Origin of the sequence: Halobellus litoreus, assembly GCF_024464595.1 — an archaeon.
GTDB classification, from domain to species: Archaea; Halobacteriota; Halobacteria; order Halobacteriales; family Haloferacaceae; genus Haloquadratum; species Haloquadratum litoreum.
Window position 1 is genome coordinate 249899 of record NZ_JANHAW010000002.1, and the last position, 20395, is coordinate 270293.

Below are 20395 nucleotides of genomic sequence, written 5' to 3' on the forward strand. Positions count from 1 at the left end.
CAGCCATTAAGCGGGATCGAATCGTTCCCAATCTCCGAAAACGGGCGGAACTCGTTCGGGGGTCGACCTACCCGTATGGAACGATGACGGACTCGAAGAGAATGCGCGTGACCGAACCGCGGGGCGATACGACGCCGGAGTGGGAAGTGTTCCTCCGCGCGGACCGGAGCGAGTCGCTGCGACACGTCGGGAGCGTCTCGGCGCCGAGCGCGGCCGTCGCCCGAGAGCAGGCAGCCGACCTCTTCGGGTGGACCGCACACACCCTGTGGGTCTGTCGGGCCGACGACGTCGCGCGGTTCACGGAGCGGGAACTGGGCGGAGGGCGGTCGTCGGGCGGATCGACGAGCGAAGGGGAGACGAACGCTGAAGCGGAGGCGAATGCTGAAGCGGAGGAGGGCGGCACCGTGGACGAGACGGCCGTGGCCGGCGGTTCGGGGGGGTCGTCGCGATGATCTCGATCAGCAAACTCCTCTGCGACCTCGACGCCGAGGGCGACGGCCTCCGGTACGACGACGGTCGCGACTCCGCCCGCGAGCAGATCACGGAGGACCGGACGACGAAGCCGGTGGTCGTCTGGAACCTCACGCGGCGCTGCAACCTCTACTGCCAGCACTGCTACGCCGGCGCGGACCTCGACGCCGCCCCGGGTGAACTGACGACCGCCGAAGGCAAGCAACTGCTCGACGAACTCGCCGACTACGGCGTCCCGGTCGTGCTCTTCTCGGGCGGGGAACCGCTCGTCCGCGACGACCTCGAAGAACTGGTCGCCCACGCGTCGGACGCCGGCATCCGTCCGGTGCTCTCGACGAACGGCACGCTCGCGACGCCGGAGCGCGCGGCCGCCCTCCGCGACGCGGGGCTGAAGTACGCCGGGGTCTCCGTCGACGGGATGCCCGAGCGAAACGACGCGTTCCGCGGCGAGGAGGGCGCGTTCGACGCCGCCGTCCGGGGCATCGAGAACTTCCTCGACGCGGGGTTGAAGACCGGGCTCCGCTACACGATCACTGAAAAGAACGCCGCGGACATGGAACCCGTCGTCGACCTGCTCTCGGAGGTCGGCGTCGACCGCTTCTGTTTTTACCACCTCGACTACGGCGGCCGCGGCGGAGAGATCGCCGACGCCGACCTCTCGCCCTCGGAGCGCCGGGAGGCGGTCGAACGGCTCTGTGAGACCACGCTCGACTACCACGACGCGGGCGAGGAGATCGAGACGCTGCTCGTCGGCAACTACTGCGACGCCGCGTTCCTCGTCGAGTACGCCAGAGAGCGGTTCGGCGCGGCGAAGGCCGACGCGGTGCGTCGCTATCTCGAAGTCAACGGCGGCGACCCGACGGGCGAGCGCGTCGCCGACGTCGACTACCAGGGCAACGTCCACCTGACGCAGTTCTGGCAGGGCTACAGTCTCGGGAACGTTCGCGATCGACCGTTCGGCGCGATCTGGGAGGACGAGTCGAACCCGCTGCTGGGGGCGCTCCGGAACCGCGAGGAGCACCTGACGGGCAAGTGCGCGGCGTGTCGGTACCAGGACATCTGCCGCGGCGGGTCGCGCCTTCGAGCGCTCGCGGGGAGCGGCGACGTCTTCGGCCCCGACCCGCAGTGTTATCTGACTCGCGACGAACGGCTCGAGGGCGCCGTCGAGTCGTCCGGGTCCGCGGCCGACTGAGTCGCCCTCGATACGATTCCCGCCGATTGAGAACCGATTTCCATTTATATGTCTTCTCGACACGTATCTGAAATCGAGATGAGCCACTCCCGTTTAACCCGTTCCGTCGGCATCGATCCCCTCAAGATCGCTCTCGGCGTCTTCGTCGTCCTCGGTCTCGTCCTGACGGCGGTCGCCGGGTACGCGATCCTGGACTCCTTCGGCAGCCTGAGCGCGCTGACGCCCGAACTGGCGATGACCGTCGTGTTCGGCGCGGCGCTCCTCCTGACGGGCGCCGCCGCGCGCCGCGCCGTCCCCAAGCGTCACTGACGCCGTGCGAACGCTCGTCGCGGCGTAAGGCTTACTTACTGAGTCGTGGTACCAAGCACCAACCAATGGCGAGTGCCGACCTTCCCTTCCCGCAGTGCTGTGCGGCCTGTCCTCACCGCAGTTCTTTCACGGCGTCCTGCACGCACGACTTCCGGCAGTCCGTCATCCAGAGCCTCGACGAAACCCGACCGTGTCCCGTCTACGTCGACGAGAAGACGGAAGCGATGCGCACCCTGGCCCGGTCGCTGGATCGGACCTGAGAGCGCTGAGCGCCGACACGGGAGCGGTACGCGCAGAAACGGTCGTGTCGGAACTCTCGGTGCGGGGAGCGTCGGTGCCGAGAGAATCAGCGTATGAGCGTCGGTGCCGGGTGGACACTCACCGGAGCGTCGCCCACAGCGCGGCGACCGTGAGAACGAACAGCCCCGTCGAGAGGTCGTAGGCGTACGCGCCGGTCGTCACCCCGAGCACCGTCGTCGACGCGCCCGCGGCCGCCGTCGACGCCCCCCCGAGGACGCCCGAGACCACCGCGGCGACGACCGGTCCAACGCAACTCACGCACGTCACGAGCCCGACGAGTCCCGAGAGGACGCCGGCCGCCGCGCGGGCGACGCCGACGTAGACGAGCGTCGCGAGCCCGGCGTATCCGATAGTCTCGAATGGAACGAGTGCGAGCGACACCGGACCGTCGACGAGCAGTACCGGTCCCCAGCCGGGCATCGCCGGAGCGAGGCGAACGGAGAGGGGACCGCCCGAGCCGACGGCGAGCAGCCCGCTCGTCCACGCGAGAACGAGTAGGTACCCCACGGCGACGACCGCCGCGCCGCCGGAGCGACGGTCGGTCGGGAGGGGAACGTCGACGGCGCGAACCGTCACCACTGCGAGGTTGATCCAGACGAACGGATAGACGAGGTAGCGAACCGACAGGACCGCGGCGTCGGTCAGGAGGAGATACCCGCCCACGAGCAGCGACTCGACGGCGATCAGGGCGAGCAACGCGCGCTTCGTCCCCGCGCTCGGAGACGGGCGGAAACGCCGGATCGAGCGGTGTGACATCTGAGGAGTTGTGTCCGCGGACGGCGGCTTACGGCGTCGCCGCCCCGTCTTCGTCTTCGTCCGGTGTGAGCCGGCCCATAACGTAGATCGCGACGAGTACGGCGAGCAGCACGACCTCGACGACGACGACCGCCACGAACGGGAGGTCGACGCCGAAGAACCCGGCCACGGTCCGCAGCTCGATGGCGACGGGGATCGTGAAGGCCACGAGCACCAGGAACAGCGCCGGCGAGAGTCGGCGCATCAGCGGATCACCTCGAGCAGCCGCTCAGACACGGCGTCGACCGGCCGAACCCCCGCGAGTGCGTCGGGCGAAAGGCTCGCCAGCGCAGACCGCGTCGCCTCGATCACGGACTGGACGGAGACGCTGACCGGGAAGCCCGGGCTCTGGCCGAGGAGCCCCGCGTCGCTAACGATCCCAGCGAGCGGCAGCGTGTAGGCGAGGACGACCAGAACGATCGCGATGCCGGTCCACAGCGCGAGGTTGTCGAGGACGAGCGGGGCGCCGCTCGGCGGCGACAGCGGCTCCGGAATCCGGTCGTCGACGGGTGTGTCGACGCGGTCGTCCGCCCACGTCGCGGCGACGTTGAACAGGAAGAGGACGACGCTGAGGAACAGCAGCAGTCCCCCGAGCGCGATCTGCATCTGTATCTCGCCGACGCTCCCGACCGCGGTGGCGAAGTCGAAGTTCTGATACTGCGGTTCGGCGGTCCGCCGCGGGATGCCCAGCAGGCCGCCGCGGTGCATCGCGTTGGACATGAAGACCATCCCGATGAACCAGAGCACGACCTGCAGGAGCCCGATCGGTCGGCTGTACACCGTCTTTCCGGTGAGTTGCGGGAGCAGCCAGTAGGTGCCGGCCATCATCGTCAGCGCGACTGCGGTGCCGACGGTCATGTGGAAGTGGCCCGGCACCCACAGCGTGTTGTGGATGAGATAGTTGATGTTCATCCCGGCGTTGACCATCCCCGAGAAGCCGCCGGCAGCGAACATCAGGCCGGCGAGCGCCATCCCGGCGAAGGCCGGGTCGCGCCACGGGAGCGCCCCCAGCCACCGGAGGTACCCTTCGCCGCCGCGCTGGCGCGCCCCGTGTTCGACGCTCGCGACGACGGTGAACGCCGTCAGCAGCGACGGGAGCAGGAGGAACATCGTGTTCGTCATCGCGATGAATTTGAAGCCCTCCGCGATGCCGGGGTCCAGATACTGGTGGTGGATGCCAACCGGCGTCGACAGCAGGACGAACAGGACGAACACGACGCGGGCGAGCGGGTCGCTGAAGAGGCGGCCGCCCGAGAGCTTCGGGAGCACCGTGTACCACAGCAGGTACGCGGGCATCAGCCAGAAGTAGACGACGGGGTGGCCGAAGTACCAGAACAGCGTCCGCGTGAGTAGCGGATTGACGCTCTCGACGAGACCGAGCGACCACGGGATGAGGAAGAACACGACCGAGACGGCGACCCCGATCGTCGAGACGAACCACATAATCATCGTCGTCAGGACCATAAAGGCCTGCAACGGGATGCGGTCGTTCGGGTGTTCGCTCCGCCAGCCGCGGTAGGCGAGGAACCAGTCCGCGCCGGCCATCCACGTGCCGATGATGAACATCGCCAGCCCGATGTAGAATATCGGGTGGGCCTGCAGCGGCGCGTAGAACGTGTACAGCACGTCCGCGCTCATCGGAATCTCGGGGAACAGTCCGGCGAGGATCGCAATCGCGGCCAGCGTCGCGCCGGTCGTCATCAGTCCGAACCACGCCCACGTCAGCCGGATGTCCGGCACTGGTCTGTCGAAACTCCGGGTGACCGCCCAGGTGAACAGCCCGACGAGGAAGAAGATGGTGAACACCAGCGCGAGCAGGACCCCGTGGGCCGTCAGGAGCGTGTAGTAGTCGACCGAGTCGATCACGCGGAGGACGTCCGTGCGGTGGAGCGCCTGGATCAGCCCGAACAGCGCACCGATTCCCAGTGCGATGAACGAAACCGCGAACGACGCCTGTACGACTTTCGCTTCGTCCGGATATCTATCGACGAACGTGGCCATCTCAGTTCACCGCCATACTCTCGTTCCATTCGCTCTGTGGGACGACTTCGAGGCTGCCCTCCATCGCGTGGTGGGCGCTCCCGCAGTACTCGTTACAGAGGAGTCCGTACTCCGTCGGTTCGCCGAACTCGACGGTGATCGTCGCCACCTGCCCGGGAATCGCCATCGTGTTGGCGTTCGTGCCGACCACCTCGTACCCGTGGATCACGTCGGCGGAGGTCACGTGGAACGTCACCGTCGAGTGCGCGGGGACGCGGATCGGCTCGGACGTCCCCGGCTCGAAGAGGAACTGCCTGGCGACGACGTAGACGTCGTACTCGTTCTCGCCGGTCTGGTAGGTCCCGGGTTCTCCGAACTTCGGATGCTCTTCCAGGGACGCCGGATCCACCTGTCCCCCCTCGTCGTCGACCATCGCGATCCCCGCCCCGACCGCGCCGTAGGAGACCGTTGCGATGAAGCCGACGATGAGGAGCAATGCGCCCGCGAGCCAGATTTTCTCGTACCTGTGAATGTCCATTATATCACCCGATTACCGTGAGATCGCCGCCCAGGAACTCGACGAAGTACATAAAGATCCACATCGCGCCGACGATCACCATATAGATCGCGATGAGGACGAGCGTCCCGACGGGATCGAAGTCGTCGTGGTCGATCCGTCTGACGATTCCGGACCGTCCAGAACCGATGACGTATCCCTCGTCGTCGACCGACTCGGGGTCTGGAACCGGTGGTCCGTTCTCGCTGGTCGCGTCCCCCGACGGGGTCGCAACCTCGCCTGCGTCCGTATCCGACTCCGCTGTCATACTGCTGGCTATCGACCGGACCTTCTTTAACGAGCAGAGAGATTCCTACGAGATGGGAATCGGCGAAATGTGGAATCAAACTGGGGCAAACGTGCAGGTATGGAAGTGACGCCACGACGCGCTGGAATGGTCGCGCTATTGGCGCTTTTGCCGGTCCTCGCCTTCGGGATCTTTCGGACCTGGTGGGCGGGCGCGATCACGCTGATCAACGTCCTCATCATCGCCGTGAGCCTGTACCTCCTGATGTCGCCGACGGAGGAGGAGGCGCACGAAGCCCACGCCGACAACGGCGTCGAGAACGCGAGCGACGAGGCCCTCTGAACGGTCGTGACTCCGCTCCCGCTTCTCGATGACGTCGCGGCCGCCGCCCCGCTCTCCGCGGTCGACGTCGGCGCCCTCGCCGCGTCGAACGTTGAGGCGGGCGTCTTTCTGATCATCGGCGCGCTCGGGGGCGCGCACTGTCTGGGAATGTGCGGGCCGCTGGTGAGCGTCTACGCCGACCGTCTCGAGGCGACCGAGGAGCGCGACGTCGGACTGTCGCTCCGCCAGGTCAGACAACACGCCCTGTTCAACCTCGGGCGCGCCGGCGGCTACGCGATCGTCGGTGCCGCGCTCGCACTCGTGGGCGCGGTCACCGTGGGTGCGGTCGATGCGGTCGTCGCCTTCGGCAACAGCATCAGGGCGGCGACCGGCATCCTCGTCGGGAGTCTGATTATGGTGACGGGCGTCTCGTACCTCCGCGGGGGGACGGGCGGGACGGTTCGCCTCCCCGGACGGCTCTCGGCCGTGTTCACCCGAGTTAGCACCGCGCTCACCAGCCGCGTCGACGCTCTCGTCGGCGACGTCCGAATCGCCGGGCTCGGCTTCGGACACGCCTTTCTCCCGTGTCCGATCACCTTCCCCGCCTACCTGTACGCGTTCGTGATCGGTGATCCGATCCGCGCGGCGTTCCTGCTGTCGCTCCTGGGGCTGGGCACCTTCCCGACGCTGTTCGTCTACGGGACGGCGCTCGGGTCGCTGTCGGCGGGGCGTCGCCGGTCGCTGCACCGCGTTCTCGGCGCGGCGTTTCTGCTCCTGGGGTATCTGCCCCTGGCGCACGGACTGATGCTCGTCGGGATCCACATCCCCCATCCGATGGTCCCGATCTACCAGCCGCTGGGGTAACACTATGACGCTCGGCGTAGACGGTCCCGTGGGGCAGGGCGCGTTCGCCGGAGGACGCGTCCGGACGACGCCGAGATCGCGCCGGTGCGCGCGATCGAGCCCAGGGATCACACAGGAGCGGGAATGGGACACCGAGGACACGCGGCCTGCGGGTGCGCATCGATGACCGCAGAGAGCGGCGACACCGAGACCTGTTCGCTCTGCGACCTGCCGACGCCGGACCCGCCCGTGAGCGACGACGGCGTCGACGGGACGTACTGCTGTCGCGGGTGCCTAGAGGTGTCGCGCGCGCTCGGCGGTCCCGACGCAGTCGACGACGCCGACGTCGAGACCGAACTGGGTTCGGAGAGTGGCGACGGCGACAGCGCGGGCGACGGCGACGAACCGCCGGACGACGCCGAACAGACGTACCTCTCGGTCGACGGGATGCACTGTGCGACCTGCGAGACGTTCATCGAATCCACCGCGGCGAACGACGACGGCGTCTACGCCGCCGAGGCGTCGTATGCCACGGATATGCTTTCGGTCACGTACGATCCCGAACGGACCGACGTCGACGAACTCGGCTCGCACCTCGGCCGGTACGGCTACGACGTCGACGACCCGGAGGCGACGCGAGAGGACGACCGGGCGGGCCTGGCGACGTTCCTCATCGGCGGCGGCGTCTTCGGGATGATGGTGATGGTCTGGTACGCCGTCTTCCTGTATCCGACCTATCTCGGCTTCGAGCCGATGGTGGACCTCGGGGGCTTCGACGGCCTCTACGTCCTCGGGAACGTCTGGGTGATGTCCTCGATCGTGCTGTTTTACACCGGCTACCCGCTGCTCCGCGGGGCGTACGTCAGCCTCCGCGCGGGCCAGCCGAATATGGATCTCCTCGTCGCGCTCGCGGCCGTCTCGGCGTACGTCTTCAGCGTCGGTTCGATGATCGCCGGACGGACGCACGTCTACTTCGACGTCAGCGTCGCCATCGTGCTCGTGGTCACGGTCGGCAACTACTACGAGGACCGAATCAAGCGCGGCGCGGCGAGTCGGCTGACGGACCTGACGAGCGCCCGGGTCGAGGACGCGACGCGACTCGCGGCGGACGGCTCGACCGAGACGGTCTCCGTCGAGGACTTGTCGCCAGGCGACCGGGTGCTCGTCAGGCCGGGCGAGCGGATTCCCGTCGACGGCGTCGTCGTCGACGGGAGCGCGGCCGTCGATGAGTCGCTCGTCACGGGCGAGTCGCTCCCGGACCGCCGATCCCCCGGCGACGAGGTCCTCGGCGGCACCGTCGTCACCGACGACCCGATCACCGTCGAGGTGGGAGATTCCGCGGCGAGCACGCTCGATCGGCTCGTCGAGCGCCTCTGGCAGATCCAATCCTCACGGTCCGGGGCCCAGCGGCTCGCGGACAAACTCGCGACGGTGTTCGTCCCGCTCGTCCTCACGCTCGCGGTGCTCACCACTGTCGGCTTCCTCGCGACCGGCGCGCCCCTCGCCCAGTCGATTCTGACGGGGCTCACGGTGCTCGTCGTCTCGTGTCCCTGCGCGCTGGGGCTCGCGACGCCGCTCGCCGTCGCCGCGGGCGTCCGCGACGCCGCCGATTCGGGGATCGTCGTCGGTTCCGACGCGGTCTTCGAGGACGCTCCCGACGCCGACGTCGTAGTCTTCGACAAGACCGGGACGCTGACCGACGGTCGAATGCAGGTCGTCGACGTGGTCACGGGCGGGGCCAACGGGTCGAAGCCCTCGCCGTCGGCCGGCGCTGCGCCCGACGGCGGACAGGTCGCTGGCGGCGTTGGCGTCGACGACGGCCGTTTCGTCGGAACCGTCGCTCACGACGACGGGGACGGTGCGGTCGCGCTCGAACTCGCCGCGGCGGTCGAGCGATACGACTCGCACCCGATCGCCGCGGCCGTCGTCGACGCCGCTCCCGGGGCGCTTCCCGAGGTGAGCGACGCCGAGACGCACCCGAAGGGCGTGACTGGAGACGTCGATCTGACTGACTACGGCGGTCCGGCGGCGGACGTCGACGGCGAGCGGCAGATCGTCGTCGGGCACCCCGAACTCCTCAAATCGCACGGGCTATCGATCCCTGCGGGGCTCGCGTCGTCGTCGGCCGAGGTCCGCGACGGCGGGGGCGTCCCGACGTTCGTCGGTTGGGACGGACGCGCACGCGCCCTCGTCGCCGTCGGCGACGCCCCGCGGACGGAGTGGGACGCCGTCGTCGCCGACCTCGGGGAAGAGCGGGATATCGTCGTGCTCACGGGCGACGACGAGCGGGCGACGGCGCGGTTCCGACGCCACGACGCCGTCGACGAGGTGTTCGCCGGCGTGCCGCCGGACGCGAAGGCCGAGACGGTTCGGCGGCTCCGCTCTCGCGGCACCGTCGCGATGGTCGGGGACGGTTCGAACGACGCGCCGGCGCTCGCGACGGCGGACGTGGGGATCGCGCTCGGCTCCGGCACCGACCTCGCCGGCAGCGCGGCCGACGCCGTGATCGTCGACCGCGGCCTCGACGCGGTCCCCGACGTGTTCGCCGTCGCCGGCGGGACCCATCGTCGCATTCGGGAGAACCTCGGGTGGGCGTTCGTGTACAACCTGGTCGCCGTCCCGCTGGCGATCGCCGGCGTGCTCAACCCGCTCTTGGCCGCGGTTGCGATGGGCGCGAGCAGCCTCCTCGTCGTGGCCAACTCCTCGCGGTCGATCGTCCGCCCGCCAGCCGAGGCGGACGGCGAACCGAGAGCTACAAATTCCGAGGGCGACACGGACACGTATCCCCGATGAACGACGAGCAGGGTCCGGTCGACGGTGCGGACCGTCGAGCCGGCGCCGAAGATCGTTCAGTCGACGTCGAGAACCGCTTCGGACGCGATGAGAGCGACGCGGACTCCGCGGACCCCTACGACGTGGACCTCCCCGCGGGGTGGACGGCTCGCTGCAGCGACCGGACGACGGTGTACGAAAACGACGCGGGAGACCACCGCGTCCGCGTCGTCGAGTTCTCGAAGGGGCTGTCGCTGTACTGGTGGGTCGACGTTTTCGACCGCGACGACGGCGAGTGGCGGCGGCGGGAGGTCGGCCTCGGTGACAGTTACACCGATCCCGACCGGGCGGCCGCCGAAGTCGAAGCCTATCTGAGTGCCGTCGCCGGCGGGGCAGCCGCCGGTTCGGGGTGACCGTCCGGGGCCCACCGCCACCGATGGCCGGATTTTTTCTCGCCGCCTCCCGAATCCACGGGTATGAGCCAACACCCGTCCGTCGAACTCGGACGAATCCTGGTCCCGACCGACGGCAGCCAGAGCGCGGATGCGGCGCTCGATCACGCGATCTCACTCGCGGCGGCGGCGGACGCTGAGATTCACCTGCTGTCGGTGGTGAACCCGTACGTCCTCTCGACCGTGACCGAACGGAAGGAGGTCGAAGCGGAATTCGAAGCAGTCGTCGAAGACGCGGCGACACGGGTGCGCGAGGCGGGCGTCGACGTCCGGACGACCGTGGAAGCGGGCTTCCCGCACGAGGAGATCCTCAATGCCGTCGAGGACGGCGGTATCGACCTCGTCGCGATGGGCACCCACGGTCGGAGCGGGCTCCAGCGGTACGTCATCGGCAGTGTCGCCGAGAAGACCGTCCGACTCTCGCCGGTCCCGGTCCTCACCGTGAGGACCGACGCGACCGGTACCCGCCCCTACGACGACGTCGTCGTGCCGACGGACGGAAGCGACGCCGCCGCACCCGCCGAACGCTGGGGCGTGGACCTGGCGGGCCAGTCCGACGCCGTCGTTCACGCGCTGTCTGTCGTCCCGAAGGCTCGCATTCGGTCGAGCGAGACGGTCGACGCCCAAGAGGAAGCGGCCCGGAAGGCGGTCGACCGGGTCGTCGCGCTGGGCGACTCGGCGGGCGTCCGGGTCTCCGACACGATCGAGCACGGCGTCCCGCATCGAGTCATCCTCGACTATTGCGAGGATACCGACGCCGATCTCGTGGTGCTCGGCACGCACGGGCGAACCGGCGTCGAACGGTTCGTTCTGGGCAGCGTCGCGGAGAAGGTCGTCCGCCTCTCCGAGACGCCGGTGCTCGTCGTCCCCGCCCGGTGAGACGCGTTTGGGACGGACGCGTCCGACTCTCGCACCGCGCCGCCCCCGGAACGGAAACGTCACGCTTACTCCCGTCGCTCGCCAGGCCCGGGTATGGGAGTCCCCTGCGTCCGCGTCCCGACCGACGAGGGCGAAGCGACCCGCACGACGCTGGCGGATCGCGACCTCGTCGACCGCGAGCACGAGATCACGGTCGAGTCCGGCGACCTCTACATTCCGATCGTCGACCCGGCGGCGGTCCCGAGCGAGTACGTGATCGTCGAGCGCGACGCCCCCGCCAGGGAGACGCAGACGGCACCCGCGGACGTACTCGGGTTCGAGCCCTCCTACGAGCGACTCGGCGACGTGGTGATCCTCGACGAGGACGACGCCGAGCGAGCGCGCCGGATCGCCGACGCCATCGTCGAGTCGGACCTCCGAGCGCGAACGGTGGTCAACCGGGCCTCGAAGGTGAAGGGCGAACTCAGGGTGCGCGAGTGGGACGTGCTGATCGGGGAGTCGACGGAGACGGTCCACCGAGAGTACGGCCACGAGTTCGCGCTCGACATCGCCGAGGTGTACTTCTCGCCGCGGCTCGCGACCGAGCGCCACCGCGTGATCTCGCAGGTCGAGACCGGCGAACGCGTGATCGATATGTTCGCCGGCGTCGGACCCTTTGCCGTCCCGATGGCCGGCCGCGGCGCGGCGGTCGTCGGCTGCGACCTCAACCCGGTTGCCGTGGCGTACCTCCGGGAGAACGCCCGACGGAACGGCGTCGAAGACCGCGTGACGGCAGTCGAGGGCGACGTGCGAGACCTCGTGGGCGAGTACGCCGGCTGGGCTGACCGGCTGGTGATGAACCTCCCGCACAGCGCCGGCGACTTCCTCGACACGGCCGTCGAACTCGCTGGCCAGGAGTGCGTCCTCCACTACTACGACATTCAGCACGAAGACGACCCGTTCGGCCCCGGCGAGCGGGCCATTCGCGAGGCCGTCGCCGACGCCGACGCGGACTACGACGTCGCCGTCGAGACCGAGCGCGTCGTGCGTTCGTACGCCCCGCACGAGTACAACGTCTGTCTCGACGTCCGTCTGACCGAACGCTGATTCGGAAGCCTTTTCTTACTCATCGCAGTACGAACGAGTGCGTCTCGACGACCGCGCCGGGGTAGCTCAGCTGGCAGAGCGATTCCTTCGTAAGGAATAGGTCGAGGGTTCAAATCCCTCCTCCGGCTTTGAACCGGAAAATTAAATCCGGGCGTATTCTTCCGATTTTCTGAAACGTTCAACTACTGGGTCCACCCGACTATTGACCGTCCCGCTGGCGATTCGTGGGTGTCGCACGGTGTGGTGACTTCCCGTTCCACGTCCGGCGGGACGCGGTGGTGGTTCAACGCGAGCGGCGAGGGCGTCTACCGCCGCACTATTCGTCGTCGGACTGTGGGGCAACCTCGGCGCGGTAGGCCGCTTTAGCGATTCGCTTCACTGCTTCGTACTGGTTGACTTCCTCTCCGTCGCTAATTCGACGGGGAAGTTCCCTGATTTCACGAACTGTTTCCTCACGCATATCACGGCTAATCCTTCCCAACGCTACGACCCCTAGAACGACGATCATAACGGCTGTTTGGCCGAGAATCCAGTAATTCCACGCCCACATATTCTTCAACCGCGTCCTGTCTTTCGTTCCGGGGTCAGTGAACGCAAGCAGGTCCATCACAGCAACGCGGAGGCTCACAGCAGCAACCAGAACCCCTGCTAGAAGCAGGAATAGCAGGCTCAACCCTGCCGACAGAATCTGACCAACCGGAACGAAAGCCAGCGGAACGGCGATAGCTGCGAGACACAGGCTGGCAATTGTTTCACCCTTGTTGAGGGTTTCTTCGTGATCTTGAGCAACCGCGTTGATAGCCAAATGCCATTGACCCCAACTACCGTATTCCGGCCTTTGAGGCGATTTGTAATCTTCCACGACCAGATGAAAATCTCCAAGAATTTCCTCACGGACCTTTTCTGCCTCTTTCGGGTCAATAACCCGTCTAATCAGGCCGATATACGCAATACCGACTCCCTCGGTTTTCGCCCCCAGTTTCCCCAGATACTTCGAGACTTGCGACAACGTAGCAAGAAAAAGACTGATTCCGATAATTCTCGCACCGCTGGCGTATCGCTTCAGCGTAGCGACGCGACCTCTCATAACCAGCTATTTTCAACTTGTCATCATAGTTCTCCCGCTCTAAGCGCAATTACGCCGAGATTCTTATACCGCACCAAATCACATTATACTACTTCTGAACGAATCTAATCTGCTGCATAGAAAATATAAGAGAAGTAATCTGCGACTTTTCACCCGTGAGTCTCGCCTATGTGGACCAAGCAACCGCTGGCGGCGCTCGCGGTCTGGCACATTGACGTTGGGCACCTTCGAACGGCGCATCGCGGCGACGGACGCAGACGATCTTCGCGTGGACACGCTGAGTCCGGCGAGGCGGCGTGGTGACATCCACAGCGAAGGCCTATGCTGGGGAAATCCTGAAAACCAACCGAATTGACGAGTATCTGGGCCAGAATTCCGACCAGTAGCGCCGGAGAAATTCGACGTTCAGTTTCTTTTGATGGAACGACGGGGTTACTCCGATTCCGCACCCTCCACGTCCGCTCCGGACAACTACCCTCCTTCGCCGGACGATTGGCTGTCCTCGGAGACGTCAGTCGTCTCAGTGTCGGCGTCGTCTCCGGACGCGTCGCCGTCGGTCGGAGTCTGAGTGTCGCTGTCCTCACTCTCCTCGCTTTCCTGGTTCTCAGTCGGCGGTTCGGGGGTGGTGTCTGATGCCTCTGACTCGGCGGTTTCTTGCTCTTGGGACTCGGTGCCGTCGCTGTCCTCCGTTCCGGTGTCGGCGGGATCACCGGACGCGGTGCCGTCGTTACCTTCCGATCCGGCGGCGTCAGGTTGCTCGGGCCCCGACTCCGCGCCGTCGGTTCCCTCGGGTTCGGCGTCCTCCGAATCCTCTGCGGGGGCCGTTTCCGGTACCGTGTCGTTCTCGGCTTCCGCCCCCTCGTCGGCGCCCTCGATATCGCTGAGGCCGGAGACGGTCAGATCGCCGATGAGCTTCATATTCGATTCGGTCTCCGCAAACTCGATCGAGTACGGTCCGACCCCGTCGTCGGTACCCGACTCCACGGCGATGTAGTACGTACCCCCGGCTAACGTTCCGGAGATGGGTTCGACACCGCCGACAGCGACCGGGAAGACGCCGATCGGCTGTCCCTGCCCGTTAAGGAACAGGAAGTCGAGCGTCCCGGACCCCTCACCGGCGGGCCTGGTCAGTTGGAACTGGACCGCGCCCGGATCCGTCTGGAAGACGAACCAGTCTGGATCGTCCGGGGTCGAGATCACGCCGGTCACCGGGACGCCGCTCTGGAGTGCGGTGGCCTGCGAGGGGTCGTCGTTCGGCTCGTTCGAATCGCCGTCCGGAACGTCCGATTCGACGTACGTCAGTTCGTACGGGCCGACGCCGTCGTCGGACCCGGAGCCCACGAGAACGTAGTACGTGCCCGCGGGGAGCGTTCCGGCGATCGAGTCGAACTCGTCGGGCAGGAACGGGATGTCGTCCGAGATGGGCTGACCCTGCGCGTCCAAGAACGTCACCGTGAGCGTTCCCGTTCCGCCACCGGTCCGGGCGAAGTCGAACTCCACTGGACCGTCCGCTTGAACCTCGAACGCGAACCAGTCGGGATCGTTCGGGTCTGCGACCTCACCGGTCACGGTCTCCCCGATCGGTAGCGCGGTCGCCTGCGAGGGGTCGTCGTTCGGCTCGTTCGGGTCTGCGCCCGGCGGCTCTGGTTCGGGCGGTTGTGGCCCTTCCAGGTCGACGTACGTCAGGTCGTACGGGCCGACGCCGTCGTCGGATCCGGACCCCACGAGGACGTAGTACGTGTCCGCGGGGAGCGTTCCGGTGATCGTGTCGGACTCGCCCGACAGGAACGGGATGTCGCTCGAAATGGGCTGTCCCTGCGCGTCGAGGAACGTCACCGTGAGCGTTCCCGTTCCGTCACCGGTCCGGGCGAAGTCGAACTCGATCGGGCCCTCCGTCTGAACCTCGAAGACGAACCAATCCGGATCGTCCGGGTCCGATACCTCACCGGTCACGGTCTCTCCGATCGGAAGCGCGGTGGCCTGCGAGGGGTCGTCGTTCGGCTCGTTCGAGTCTCCCGCCGGCGGGTCGGGCGGCGTCAGCCCGCTCCCGTCGACCCGCACCGTGTACGTCCCGACGCCGTCTTCGACGTTCACGACCTGGACGTAGTACGGTCCGGCGACGTCCGCCGTCGCCGAGAGTTCGACCGGCGCACTGCCCCCGACGAACTCGAACGCAATCATCTCGCGGTCCGGCCCGTACAGCGCGACGGCGGTGACGCCGGGCGCGGGGACGTAGCTGACGGTCATCTCCCCGGGTTGCGCCTGGACGACGAAGACGTCGACGTCGGCGACGTCGAGGTCGGTCGTGACGGGCGCACCGAACGAGAGGGGGCTCGCGGTGTCGAAGTCGTCGTTCGGTTCGACGACAGTCGCCCCATCGACGAGCAGCTCGGCGGCCGCGAGGGCGTCGACGATGCCCGCGCCGTATCGCGGGTCGGGCTCGGTCGGCGCACCGACCGGCTTCGTGGCGGTCGTGGCGAGCACGTCCCTGATCTCGGCGGGCGACGGACTGCCGGTCGAGACCGGGTCGTCGCGGGTCGAGGCGATGAGGAGCGCGCTCACCCCGCTGACGTGCGGGGTCGCCATACTCGTGCCCTGGAGTTCGGCGTAGTCGCCGCCCGGTTGCGCGCTGAGAACTGGCTGCCCGGGGGCGGCCACACGCGGGACGACGTACTGTTCGGGCCAGTCGCTGGGGGCGTTCCCCCAGCTGGCGCTGGTGGTGATTACCTCGCCCGAAGAGAAACTGGCGATCCCGTCGTTCGGGTCGGACGCGCCGACGCTGAGCGCCTCGTAGACGTTCCCGGGCGACCCGCTCGTGCCGGGGCCAGTGTTACCGATGGCGGCGACGACGAGCACGCCCGCCGCCTCGGCGTTCCTCACCTCGACGAGGTCGCCGGCCCAGTAGCCGAGACCGCCGAGGCTCAACGAGATGATGTCGGCCCCCTGGAGCACGGCCCACTGCATCCCGGCGTACTGCTGGGTTGCGGATCCCGCGACGTCGACGGCGGTGCCAGTATCGTCGTAGATGGGGACGTTGAGGACGCTTCCGTGAAGCAGCGCCACGCCCGGCGCGACGCCGATGGCCGTCCCGCTCGCAGCACCACCCGCGACCGTCCCGCTCACGTGGGTCCCGTGACCGTACCAGAGATCGGCGTCGTAGGGCTCCGAGTCGGCGACCCGGAACCCCGCCGCATCGAACTCCGCCCACCCGCCGGGGTAGGTCGGGTCAGTCGGATCGGTCGTGTAGAGGTCGATGTCCGGATGGCTGGCGTCGATACCGGTGTCCAGAACGGCGACGACGACGCCCTCGCCGGTGGTCCCGTACTGGTCCCAGACTGCTGGGGCGTTCACCCGTTCGACGCCCCACGTGGTCTCGGTCGTGGTTCCAATCACCTGCAGGTCGGCGGCGGGCTGAGCCGTGTCGGCGCTCCTCACTGCGTCGACGCTCACCGTCTCGGCCCGGTCGATGGATACTGGTTCGGCTCGGGTGACGCCCCCGCGGTAGATGGCGTAGTTCGGGTGGATTTCACGGACCTCCGGGAGGTTCGCCACCGTCCGGAGCGGAACTCGGCTCGTGTCGACCTCGACCAATACGGCGTTAGTGAGCCAGAACTGGTTCACCACCCTGATTCCGGGACGGTCCTCGGCGAACGCGACGATGGGTTCCTGTGTCTCCTCGGCGTGTGCCTGGAGCAGTTCGATCACTTCCTCACGGTCCGCTCCGGACGGGATGTCCGCCTCCTGTAGCCGGACGATCACCTCGACCGATCCCTGGTCTCCGGACAGCGTCGGGTGGATCGTCGCGATCCCGTCGCCGGGACCCGCACCGCCGCCGGGGACGGACGTGGCCCCGGCACCGATGGTCACTGCGCCCGATGAGAGTATCAGGAGCAGACTCATCACCACCACTGCGAATCGAGGTCTCACGTTCTCCACAACGAGGGGAATAGACAACGTGAGACAGCATAAACATATCTAATATTATACATATTCTCAGTTACGTGACTGTCACGTCGGCCGCAAGTCACTATTCCCCGACGAAAGCGGTCCTGAGGATGGGTCTACGCGGACGACTCGGGCGACTGCTCCCGTGAACCGACGCTTCCGAGATCCCCTGTTTCTCCGGCGGCGATGGGGCCGGTCCGGCAGGCGCTCCCGGATGCGTCGGTTCGAAGAACGCAGGCCAGGTGTGGTGGGAGGGGACCTCGCCGTCGACGGCGTCAGGCCCCCTTCAACACCCGCGGCACGACCACCAGTTCGACGGCGGCGACGCCGAGCAGCAGCCAGCGGGTCGTCCCCTCGAAGAAGGTGAACGCGACGAACGCGATGATCAGCGCGCTCCCGATACCCATTCCGTTGCGTATCTCCGGGCGTTCGAAGGGGGAACTCATACCGGAACCAGGGCGCCGAGCGCGGAAAATCGTTGCCCCCGGCGTCGACCGTGGTGCGAGGTTCGTCCCCGCGTCGTCTCTGCTACGCGTCGTCTGAGGCCCTGCGAACCGTCGGCGTCTCGTCGAGCGGTCCCTCGATCGCGAACACGCCGACCGTTCCGATGGCCACCGTGGAATCGGAATCTGCCCCTTCGTCGCCACCGACGGACTCCGGCCGGTCGACGCCTCCGACCAAGTTCGTCGAGGCGATTGCGGCCGGCAGGTCCACGAGGAGCGGTTCGGCCTCGAAGTTGAGGACGACCAGCACTCGTTCGGGGTCGGCGTCCCCGACCTCGGTCGCGTCCCGGACGAAGAGCGTCGCGGCCGCGTCGGTCGGGCGGTCCAGCGGTTCGAGCGCGGCGTCGGTATGCAGCGCGTCGAGGTCGTGGTAGCGATCGATCAGGCCCTCGTAGAACGCCAGGTGGGCCGCGTCGTATTCCGTCCAGTTCATCAACGCCCGCTGCCGGCCGCCGGGGCGGACGTCGGCGTCCGGGTCGATGTCGCCGTTCGATTTCAGCCCCCGATCGTCGGCGTCGCCCGTCGCGTCGACGCGTCCCGTGCCGTACCGGCTGATTCCCCGCTCCGCGCCGTAGTAGACGGTCGGGATCCCCGGAAGCGTCACCGCGGCGGCGAAGCACGCCCGTTGGAGCGCCGCGGCCCGTTCCCACTCCGCGTCGGCGACGTCGTCGTGGTCGGGATCCGACAGATCGACCGCCGCGGCGTTGAGCAAACGGTGCTCGTCGTGGTTCTCGACGCTGTTGAGCAGCAGCGAGTAGTCCGGGTGTCCCTGCTCTCGACGTTCGAGGACCGCCTCGACGAGGTCCTGCGGGTGCGGACGGTCGGCTGAATCGAGGTGTGAGTCGCGGGCGGCCTCGAACGCGGTCTCGGCGGTGGCATCGGGAGATCGAGCCGACGCGGCGGACGCCGATTCGGCCACACGAGGCGAGAGCGACCGAGCGAGGTCCCCTGCGGCGTTCGTGAACCCGGTCGTATCGAAGTGGGCGTCGAACTCCGACTCCGAGAAGGCCGGATCGTTCGGAATCGCCTCGTCGAGCAGGAGGAACTCGCCGTCGTTCGCCTTGACCAGTTCCCTGAGCTCTTTCCAGAAACTGTGTTGGACGCCGAAGGCGATGTCGCACCGGAAGCCGTCGACGCCGACCTCGCGCGACCAGAAGTCAGCGACCGTGAGGACGTACTCCCGCACTGTGACGTTCTCGTAGTTCCAGTTGGGCATCCAGCGGCTGCCGGCGAAGCCGGTGGAGCGGGGGGCCGCTTCGCGGACCCGGCCGTCGCGTGCGAACCGCGGGACTGCCGCGCGGTCCCACCAGTCGAACGTCCGGGCGTCCTCGTCCCACCGCAGGATCCGAAACCGATCGAGGTCGCCGTCGGACGGACTCCCCCCCGTCGACCACGCGACCGGCGCCGTGAACGCGTCGAATTCCACTCCAGCGTGGCTGACGACGAGGTCGAAGACGACCCTGATCCCGCGCTCGTGGCAGGCGTCGACGAACGCACCGAATGCCTCGACGGGGTCCGTCCCCGGCGGCACGAGGTCGGGCGCGATCCCGAAGTAATCGCTCGTGCCGTAGCCGTGGGGGCCGCCGTGCGGGTACTTCTGCCCGGGGCTCGCCGCCGGGACGACCGGCGTGAGCCACACGACGTCGACGCCGAGGGCCGAGAGATACTCGACGCCTCGGGCGCCGGTCGCCGCGTCGCCCGCGATCAGGGTCTCGAAAGTCGTTTTCCCCCGTTTCCCCGCCCACGAACGCGGAAATATCTGATACAGAACGGCGTCCCGTAGCCACGCCGGCGGGCGGTTCGGCAGCGCGACGGCTCCCTCCGGCGACAGTTCGATCACGTCCTGGGCGCTCGCGGAACGGCCGTCGTACGCCGCCGCGTGGACGCGACCCCGTTCCCCGTCGAGCGCGCCGACCGGGACCGTCGCTGACAGGCCGTCGGCCGCGACCTCGATCGCCCCGGTCGGGAGCGCGTCGCGATCGTCGGCCACGAAGGCCGTTTCGAGCGTCCCTCGTGTCGCGTCGCTTCGCGGGGCGAGCGCGGCGTTGGACTCAATCCGGAACCGACCCGTCGCGGGATCGAACGCGCCGTCGAGTTCGAGTCGGGGCCGCGACGCCTTCGCCTCCCGTTCGGGAAACGCGTGGACGGTCAGTTCGTGCCGCCCGTCGGGGGCGTCGAGCGCGAGCGCGTATCGCCCGGGCGCGTCCGCCTCGAACTCGGCCACGTGATCGAGACCGGCGTCGTGCCTGGGGACCTCCGTCGTCGACGTGGCGAAGGAGAGCACGTCGCCGTGGCTGTCGGCGGGTGCGGAGACGACTGTCCACTCGAAGGCGTCGGCGTCGAACGGTTCGGGGGTCCGGCGCAGCTCCGGGATTCGCGGCGCGAGACCGTCTCGATCCCGGGGATCGACCGCCGCGTTCACGCCGAGGCCGGTGGTGTCGGCTCCGAGGACGAAGATCGGGTCGCGAATCGGTTCGTCGACGTGGACGAACCGCGGCGGACCGGGATGGTGGGAGTCGACGGGCGTCTGGGGGTCGAATTCGGCGGTCATCGGTCTGGGACGGGTGGGAGTGACGCGAGTCCGTCCGAGCCCGAACCAGTTCGAACGGACAACAGTGTCTGTCTGCCAGTGAGGCCTGGCGAACGTAAGGATTTCG

19 protein-coding genes and 1 tRNA gene are annotated in these 20395 nt (G+C 67.6%); 11 read left to right on the forward strand and 9 right to left on the reverse strand.

The window, feature by feature from the left end:
* Nucleotides 1–83 precede the first annotated feature (83 nt).
* From NO360_RS08810 to NO360_RS08825, 4 genes are all read left to right on the forward strand, one after another.
* The gene (locus tag NO360_RS08810; protein WP_256307421.1) at nt 84–452 is read left to right on the forward strand and encodes an Htur_1727 family rSAM-partnered candidate RiPP; all 369 of its coding nucleotides are present in this window, start codon (nt 84–86) and stop codon (nt 450–452) included.
* The gene (locus NO360_RS08815) at nt 449–1663 is read left to right on the forward strand and encodes a TIGR04347 family pseudo-SAM/SPASM protein (RefSeq protein WP_256307422.1); all 1215 of its coding nucleotides are present in this window, start codon (nt 449–451) and stop codon (nt 1661–1663) included. The genes NO360_RS08810 and NO360_RS08815 overlap by 4 nt, the downstream gene beginning before the upstream one ends.
* 78 nt (nt 1664–1741) lie before the next feature.
* Nucleotides 1742–1972: a hypothetical protein gene (locus NO360_RS08820; protein ID WP_256307423.1), complete on the forward strand. Its 231-nt coding sequence runs from the start codon at nt 1742–1744 to the stop codon at nt 1970–1972.
* A 65-nt stretch (nt 1973–2037) separates the two neighbouring features.
* On the forward strand, nt 2038–2232 hold the full coding sequence (locus NO360_RS08825; protein ID WP_256307424.1) for a hypothetical protein: 195 nt from the start codon (nt 2038–2040) through the stop codon (nt 2230–2232).
* A gap of 118 nt (nt 2233–2350) precedes the next feature.
* On the opposite strand, the gene NO360_RS08830 is transcribed toward NO360_RS08825, so the two are convergent.
* From NO360_RS08830 to NO360_RS08850, 5 genes are read right to left on the reverse strand one after another with little or no spacing between them, the layout of a single operon-like run.
* A complete protein-coding gene (locus NO360_RS08830) occupies nt 2351–3028 on the reverse strand; it encodes a DUF7546 family protein (RefSeq protein WP_256307425.1) in 678 nt (225 codons plus the stop codon).
* Between the two features lie 28 nt (nt 3029–3056).
* Nucleotides 3057–3272 (reverse strand): CbaC protein, encoded by a 216-nt coding sequence (locus NO360_RS08835; protein ID WP_256307426.1) that lies wholly within the window; start codon nt 3270–3272, stop codon nt 3057–3059.
* Nucleotides 3272–5068, reverse strand: coding sequence for a b(o/a)3-type cytochrome-c oxidase subunit 1 (locus NO360_RS08840; protein WP_256307427.1), 1797 nt, complete (start codon nt 5066–5068; stop codon nt 3272–3274). Before NO360_RS08840 ends, NO360_RS08835 begins: the two co-directional genes overlap by 1 nt.
* A 1-nt stretch (nt 5069) precedes the next feature.
* Entirely contained in the window at nt 5070–5585 is a 516-nt protein-coding gene (locus tag NO360_RS08845; RefSeq protein WP_256307428.1) for a cytochrome c oxidase subunit II, read from the reverse strand.
* A 4-nt stretch (nt 5586–5589) separates the two neighbouring features.
* On the reverse strand, nt 5590–5871 hold the full coding sequence (locus NO360_RS08850; RefSeq protein ID WP_256307429.1) for a ba3-type terminal oxidase subunit CbaD: 282 nt from the start codon (nt 5869–5871) through the stop codon (nt 5590–5592).
* A 99-nt stretch (nt 5872–5970) separates the two neighbouring features.
* Between NO360_RS08850 and NO360_RS08855 the strand changes: the two genes are divergently transcribed.
* The 7 genes from NO360_RS08855 (at nt 5971) to NO360_RS08885 (ending at nt 12331) form a co-directional block, all read left to right on the forward strand.
* A complete protein-coding gene (locus tag NO360_RS08855; RefSeq protein WP_256307431.1) occupies nt 5971–6192 on the forward strand; it encodes a DUF8131 family protein in 222 nt (73 codons plus the stop codon).
* A 108-nt stretch (nt 6193–6300) separates the two neighbouring features.
* The gene (locus NO360_RS08860; protein WP_305149186.1) at nt 6301–7035 is read left to right on the forward strand and encodes a sulfite exporter TauE/SafE family protein; all 735 of its coding nucleotides are present in this window, start codon (nt 6301–6303) and stop codon (nt 7033–7035) included.
* Nucleotides 7036–7197: 162 nt separating this feature from the next.
* Complete coding sequence (locus tag NO360_RS08865) at nt 7198–9807, forward strand: heavy metal translocating P-type ATPase (protein WP_256307433.1); 2610 nt, start codon at nt 7198–7200, stop codon at nt 9805–9807.
* Entirely contained in the window at nt 9804–10199 is a 396-nt protein-coding gene (locus tag NO360_RS08870; RefSeq protein ID WP_256307434.1) for a hypothetical protein, read from the forward strand. Before NO360_RS08865 ends, NO360_RS08870 begins: the two co-directional genes overlap by 4 nt.
* Before the next feature lie 63 nt (nt 10200–10262).
* On the forward strand, nt 10263–11117 hold the full coding sequence (locus NO360_RS08875; RefSeq protein WP_256307435.1) for a universal stress protein: 855 nt from the start codon (nt 10263–10265) through the stop codon (nt 11115–11117).
* 93 nt (nt 11118–11210) lie between these two features.
* A complete protein-coding gene (locus NO360_RS08880; protein WP_256307436.1) occupies nt 11211–12203 on the forward strand; it encodes a class I SAM-dependent methyltransferase in 993 nt (330 codons plus the stop codon).
* Between the two features lie 55 nt (nt 12204–12258).
* Nucleotides 12259–12331, forward strand: a tRNA-Thr gene (locus NO360_RS08885).
* A 188-nt stretch (nt 12332–12519) separates the two neighbouring features.
* Here NO360_RS08885 and NO360_RS08890 read toward each other — a convergent pair.
* The 4 genes from NO360_RS08890 to NO360_RS08905 all read right to left on the reverse strand — a co-directional run bounded on the left by NO360_RS08890 (nt 12520) and on the right by NO360_RS08905 (nt 20289).
* A complete protein-coding gene (locus tag NO360_RS08890; RefSeq protein WP_256307437.1) occupies nt 12520–13290 on the reverse strand; it encodes a hypothetical protein in 771 nt (256 codons plus the stop codon).
* Between the two features lie 471 nt (nt 13291–13761).
* Nucleotides 13762–17190: a S8 family serine peptidase gene (locus NO360_RS08895; RefSeq protein WP_256307438.1), complete on the reverse strand. Its 3429-nt coding sequence runs from the start codon at nt 17188–17190 to the stop codon at nt 13762–13764.
* 320 nt (nt 17191–17510) lie between these two features.
* A complete protein-coding gene (locus tag NO360_RS08900) occupies nt 17511–17681 on the reverse strand; it encodes a hypothetical protein (protein ID WP_256307439.1) in 171 nt (56 codons plus the stop codon).
* Between the two features lie 82 nt (nt 17682–17763).
* Nucleotides 17764–20289, reverse strand: coding sequence for an alpha-amylase family glycosyl hydrolase (locus NO360_RS08905; RefSeq protein WP_256307440.1), 2526 nt, complete (start codon nt 20287–20289; stop codon nt 17764–17766).
* Between the last annotated feature and the right edge of the window lie 106 nt (nt 20290–20395).